Origin of the sequence: Planococcus sp. S3-L1 (assembly GCF_030063085.1) — a bacterium.
GTDB classification, from domain to species: Bacteria; Bacillota; Bacilli; order Bacillales_A; family Planococcaceae; genus Planococcus; species Planococcus kocurii.
In genome coordinates, this window is the sequence record NZ_JASISN010000002.1 from 383412 (window position 1) to 389960 (window position 6549).

5 protein-coding genes are annotated in these 6549 nt (G+C 41.5%); all 5 read left to right on the forward strand.

Annotated features, from left to right (window positions below):
* Nucleotides 1-35: 35 nt before the first annotated feature.
* The 5 genes from truB to QMF37_RS03990 all read left to right on the forward strand — a co-directional run bounded on the left by truB (nt 36) and on the right by QMF37_RS03990 (nt 5879).
* Nucleotides 36-965: a tRNA pseudouridine(55) synthase TruB gene (gene truB / locus QMF37_RS03970; RefSeq protein ID WP_283476686.1), complete on the forward strand. Its 930-nt coding sequence runs from the start codon at nt 36-38 to the stop codon at nt 963-965.
* A gap of 1 nt (nt 966) precedes the next feature.
* The gene (gene ribF / locus QMF37_RS03975; RefSeq protein WP_078080555.1) at nt 967-1917 is read left to right on the forward strand and encodes a riboflavin biosynthesis protein RibF; all 951 of its coding nucleotides are present in this window, start codon (nt 967-969) and stop codon (nt 1915-1917) included.
* Nucleotides 1918-2052: 135 nt separating this feature from the next.
* On the forward strand, nt 2053-2322 hold the full coding sequence (rpsO, locus tag QMF37_RS03980; protein ID WP_038704238.1) for a 30S ribosomal protein S15: 270 nt from the start codon (nt 2053-2055) through the stop codon (nt 2320-2322).
* Nucleotides 2323-2471: 149 nt separating this feature from the next.
* Nucleotides 2472-4589, forward strand: a complete 2118-nt coding sequence (pnp, locus tag QMF37_RS03985) for a polyribonucleotide nucleotidyltransferase (protein WP_283476690.1) — start codon at nt 2472-2474, stop codon at nt 4587-4589.
* A 63-nt stretch (nt 4590-4652) separates the two neighbouring features.
* A complete protein-coding gene (locus QMF37_RS03990; RefSeq protein WP_283476692.1) occupies nt 4653-5879 on the forward strand; it encodes a M16 family metallopeptidase in 1227 nt (408 codons plus the stop codon).
* The last annotated feature ends 670 nt before the right edge of the window (nt 5880-6549 follow it).

Sequence of the window (6549 nt, forward strand, 5' to 3'; positions counted from 1 at the left end):
GGCTTTTTTGGCATCAAGCAAAGGAGATCAACAAAATGGCGCTAAATGGAATTTTACCATTATGGAAAGAAAAAGGAATGACTTCCCATGATTGTGTTTTTAAACTCAGAAAAATTCTTCAAACAAAAAAAGTAGGACATACGGGCACACTAGACCCTGAAGTGGATGGGGTATTGCCGATTTGTATCGGGAACACGACAAAAGTGGCTGAATATATTACGGACCAAGGCAAGACCTATGAAGCTGAAGTAACAATTGGCTACTCAACAGATACAGAAGATGCTACAGGTGAAACAGTTGAGACAGATGCTTCCGAAAAAGTGATTACGCGAGCGCAAGTGGCAGAAGTTTTGCTGCAGCTGACCGGTAACATTAAACAAATTCCACCGATGTATTCAGCAGTCAAAGTAAATGGCAAAAAATTATACGAATATGCCCGTCAAGGAATTTCGGTTGAGCGACCTGAACGAATTGTGCGCATTGATTCGATTGAATTGCTTGATGACGATCAGCGATGGATCGGTGAAAAAATTAGCTTTAACATTCGCATCCGTTGTGGCAAAGGAACTTATATTCGGACATTGGCCGTGCAAATTGGGGAAGCGCTAGGTTATCCTGCGCATATGTCGAGACTAACACGCACAGAATCAGGGAAATTTAGTGAAAAAGATTGTGTAACACTTGCTGAAGTGGCTGAACTTGCTCAAAATGGGCATATGGATGATATTTTAAAACCGTTGAGTTATGGCCTAAGTGCGTTTCCGTTTTTGGAAATTGAACAGCAACAAGTTTTTGCTGTGAAAAATGGTCAAGTGTTAGCGCGCCACGCCATACTAGATGAAATGGGTTTTGTAGCTTTAACCTACAAGGGGCAGCCAGTGGCACTCTATAAAAATCACCCTGAAAAAGCGGATAAAATGAAGCCTGAAAAAATGTTCGGTTTTCCGACAGCAGACGAGGTGTAATATGGAAATTATTCATTTGAATTACCCGAACCATGTAAAACCAGATAGTGAAACTGGACCAATCTCCCTGGCGTTAGGTTTTTTTGATGGTGTACATAAAGGACATCAACGCGTCATAGGAGAAGCCATTAAACAAGCTCACCAAAAAAATATAAAGTCAGCAGTCATGACTTTTGATCCTCATCCATCGCTTGTATTGGGCGGAAGAAAAGAAGAAGTCTTTTATATTACACCTATGCAGCAAAAAATGGATATCTTAGAGGAGATGGACGTGGATTATTGTTTTATCGTCCGCTTTACTTCTGAATTTGCTAAATTGACGCCACAGGAATTTATCGAAATTTTCGTTAAAAACCTTCAAGTAAAACACGTGACAGCTGGATTCGATTTTTCTTTTGGTAGCAAAGGAAAAGGTGATATGGCATTGATGAAACTAATGAGCAAGGGTCATTATGATGTAACCGTTGCAGAGAAGTTAGAAGAAAGTGACGAGAAAATCAGTTCGACCCGTATTCGTGAATTATTAAAGCAAGGCGAAACCGGAAAAGTATGCCAGTTGCTTGGTCGACCGTTCAGAGTTCTGGGTACTGTAGTTAATGGCGACAAACGAGGCCGTACGATTGGATTTCCGACAGCTAACGTGGAGCCAGAGCTTGGTGCAATCGTACCGAGCCGCGGGGTCTATGCGGTGAAAATTCAGGTGCAAGGACAGCTATATAATGGTGTCTGCAATATTGGTTACAAGCCTACCTTCAATGATCCAGATGTAAAAAAACAAGTAATCGAGGTCCATATTCTTCATTTCGATAAATCCATTTACGGGGAAATGGTAGAAGTCGAGTGGTATGAACGGATCCGGGATGAGCAAAAATTTTCAGGGATTGACGAATTGAAAGCACAGATTCAATCGGATAAATTAACAGCTGAACAGTTTTTTGCAGGGATAAATTAACTCGTACGGTTGATTTTGAAAAAGTCTTATGCTATTATTTATGAGTACTGAAAGTACAAACCGTTGCTTGGCAATTCGATTCACCAACGTTTGCTCGGTAATAGGGGATATTAGAAATTAGGAGGTGGAAACAGTATGGCAATCACTCAAGAACGCAAAAATGAATTGATTAGCGAATACAAAGTGCACGACACAGATACTGGGTCTGCAGATATTCAAATCGCTATTCTTACAGAAGACATCAACAACTTGAATGAGCACTTACGTACTCACAAAAAAGATCATCACTCACGTCGTGGTCTATTCAAAATGGTTGGACGCCGTCGTAACTTGCTAAAATACTTACGTGAAAACGAAGTAGCTCGCTACCGCGAGTTAATCGCAAGACTTGGCCTACGCCGTTAATAGTAAACAGTAAAAGCGGGATTCGTCCCGCTTTTTCTTTATGGATTAAACTTTAATTTATCGCATCGCACATTGGATGCCTTTTTGATACACTACTAGTAGATACATACAGTATATAGATATACGGTAAGAGAGAGGAGCTCGATAATATGGAGCAAACAAAAAAAGTTTACACACTTGATTGGGCTGGCCGCGAGTTGCAAGTTGAGGTCGGTCAATTAGCAAAACAAGCAAACGGAGCAGCGTTAATCCGTTATGGCGATACAGCAGTTTTATCTACGGCAACGGCATCAAAAACGCCGAAACCTTTAGATTTTTTCCCGTTGACTGTTAACTACGAAGAACGTCTTTACGCTGTCGGTAAAATTCCTGGTGGTTTCATTAAACGTGAAGGCCGTCCATCTGAAAAAGCGACGTTAACAAGTCGTTTAATCGATCGTCCGATCCGTCCATTATTCCCAGACGGTTTCCGTAACGAAGTCCAAGTGATTTCAATGGTTATGTCTGTCGATCAGGATTGCCCGTCAGAAATGGCTGCAATGTTCGGTTCTTCACTTGCATTAATGATCTCAGATATTCCTTTTGGTGGACCGATTGCTGGAGTCATTGTTGGGTTAATCGACGGACAATACATCATCAACCCAACAAATGAACAACTTGAGCAAAGCTCGATTAACTTGATCGTAGCTGGTACAAAAGATGCGATCAACATGGTTGAAGCAGGAGCAAAAGAAGTTTCTGAAGAAATCATTTTAGAAGCTATTATGTTCGGTCACGAAGAAATCAAGAAATTGATCGCTTTCCAAGAACAGATTGCTGCAGAAGTTGGTAAAGCAAAAACAGATATCAAATTGTATGAATTAGATGCAGAATTGACATCTTCTATTAAAGAAGCTGTGGAAACTGACTTAAACGCTGCTGTTCAAATTAACGAAAAACAAGCGCGCAACGAAGCAATAGATGAAGTTAAAGCACGTGCAATGGCTGCATATGAAGAGTCAGAAGATGCAGTTAAGAAGCAAGCTGGCCAAATTCTTGATAAAATGGTCAAAGAAGAAGTTCGCCGCCTAATTACAGACGAAAAAATTCGTCCGGATGGCCGTGGACCTTCTGAAATTCGTCCATTGTCTTCTGAAGTCGGTGTTCTTAACCGCACACACGGCTCAGGATTGTTTACTCGTGGACAAACGCAAGCAATGAGTATTTGTACACTAGGTGCATTAGGCGATGTTCAAATTATTGATGGCCTTGGCATTGAAGATACAAAACGCTTTATGCATCATTACAACTTCCCGTTGTTCTCGGTTGGTGAAACTGGATTCCTTCGTGGACCAGGACGCCGCGAAATCGGTCACGGGGCACTTGGTGAACGTGCATTAGAAGCGGTTATTCCAAACGAAAAAGATTTCCCTTACACAATTCGTCTTGTTGCAGAAGTACTTGAATCGAATGGTTCAACTTCACAAGCAAGTATTTGTGCGTCAACACTTGCGATGATGGATGCAGGTGTACCTTTAACTGCTCCAGTTGCAGGTATTGCAATGGGTCTAGTGAAAAAAGGCGAAAACTATACTGTTCTTTCTGACATTCAAGGAATGGAAGATTATCTTGGCGATATGGACTTTAAAGTAGCGGGTACTGCAAAAGGCATTACGGCTCTTCAAATGGACATTAAAATCGACGGTCTTTCTCGTGAAATTTTGGAAGAGGCATTGGCACAAGCTCAAATCGGTCGTATTCATATTCTGGAATCGATGCTTGCGACGATTGCTGAACCGAGAACGACTCTTTCTAAATATGCACCGAAAATTATCATGGTGAAGATCAACCCAGACAAGATCCGCGATGTTATTGGACCTGGTGGTAAAGTGATCAACAAAATCATTGATGAAACGGGCGTTAAGATTGATACCGAACAAAACGGTACAATCTTCATTTCATCTGTTAATGAAGAAATGAACGCGAAAGCGAAAGCAATGATTGAAAACATCGTTCGCGAGGCGAAAGTCGGCGAATATTACGAAGGCAAAGTGAAGCGAATTGAGAAGTTCGGTGCATTTGTTGAATTGTTCCCTGGCAAAGACGGTCTTCTTCATATTTCTGAAATCCAAGAAGAACGGACTAAAGAAGTAGAAGACGTTTTGAAAATGGATCAAGTCATTCAAGTCAAAGTAATTGAAATTGACCGTCAAGGCCGTGTAAACTTGTCACGTAAGATTGTTTTAAAAGAACAAAAAGAAGCTGCTGAAAAACAAGACCAAGAATAAAGTTAACCATACGGAAATTGCCGACTTTGTCGGCAATTTTTTACTATGAGGAGGAACATGCACATGGTGACTACACAGACTTGCAAAAATGGATTGCGCATTGTTTCCGAACATATCCCGCATTTTCATTCTGTCGCAATGGGTGTCTTTGTGAACAACGGATCCCGAGACGAACTGCCAGAAGAAAATGGCATTACCCATTTTATCGAACATATGCTGTTTAAAGGTACGGAGTCACGAACAGCTAAAGAAATTGCTCGTGAATTTGATCGTATTGGCGGAGACATCAACGCTTATACCTCAAAAGAATATACATGCTACTATGCCAAAGTATTAGACCATCATGCAGAACACGCAGTAACCGTGCTAGCAGATATGTTTTTCCACTCACAAATGGACCCTGAAGAGTTTGATAAAGAACGTCAAGTTATTCTTGAAGAAATTAGCATGACAGAAGATATGCCTGACGATGATGTTCATGAGCAACTTTGGCGTGTGATGTATCCCGAAAATTCCATTGGTGCACCCATACTTGGAACTGCTGAAACATTAGCGAAATTTACACCAGAGAAAATTCGCGATTATATGGACCACCACTACACACCAGCGAATACTGTAGTGTCAGTAGCAGGTAATATTACTCCGGCCTTAATTGAGAAGATTGAAACGTTATTTGGGCATTTTGAAAAAGAAGAAAGCCCTAAAAAGTATGAACTTCCTAATTTCATGTCTGGCTATTCTTTAAAAAATAAAGAAACGGAACAAGGTCATTTATGCCTTGGTTATCCGGGCTTATCTTTAAACGATCCAGATATTTATAACATTACAGTGTTAAACAATATTATCGGGGGATCTATGTCTTCGAGATTGTTCCAAGAAATTAGAGAACAACGGGGTTTAGCTTACTCTATTTTTTCTTATCATTCGGCATATTCCGACCACGGAACTTTGGCGATTTACGTAGGAACTTCAGATGAGCAAATGGCTGAAATGCAACAAGTCATTTTAAGCTTACTTAAAGAATTAAAAAATGGTGGTATTACAGAACAAGAGGTCACAGACTCTAAAGAACAGTTAAAAGGCAGTTTGATGCTTGGGCTTGAAAGTACGAGCGCACGCATGAGCCGCAATGGCAGACATGAATTGCTGCTAGGAAAACATCAATCTTACGAAGAAGTGTTAACACAAATTGACCAAGTATCACTCGAAAAAGTAGTGGACTTATTAGAAATTCTGATAGAAGCACCCGCTGTTTCTATTATTCGTCCGAAAGAAGCTTCCTTAGTTTAAGGAAGCTTCAGCTTGTAGACAAAAGAATAGTTACTCATTTTTTGTATGCATGTGGGATTCTCCGCACCTAGTGGACGCTTTCCGCGGACTCCGCGCTGAGCCTCCTCGTCGCAAGATCCTGCGGGGTCTCATCCCTTCGTTTTTCCGCAGGAAAGCCACTGACCGAAGGAACTTCGGGCAGTGGCTTTGCGACGAAGCTAGCGCAGCGATGCAGGAGCATATCTTTGCCCTTCGTCACTAGGTGCTCCGAATCCTAGAGTGAGTAGGCAAAAAGCTTTTAACACGTTATTTATACGGTGAAGCGCACTAAAAAATCTCACGTTGTTCGTAGTAAGAAGCCTTCAACTGGGCTGGTCCACGAAGACTCCTGTGGGACAGCGAAAGCTGAAGACCCCGCAGGAACGTCAGTGACGAGGAGGCTGAAGCTGACATAGCTGTCAACTTAAGAAAAAGGACTAACTTCTCTCGAAAGATGGTATGGAAGAATACCCATCAACGAGAGGAGTTTTTTCTTTGACAGCTCCAACTACGCTCAGCTACCTAGATGCACTATTTGCATTCCTGGAACCAGAAAAGGTCGACGCCCTAGCCAAAGAAACGGGATTTATTCAACGTAAGAGAAAACTAACCGCCAGCGATTTTCTGTCGTTGCTTTTTCAGGCCCATGGAA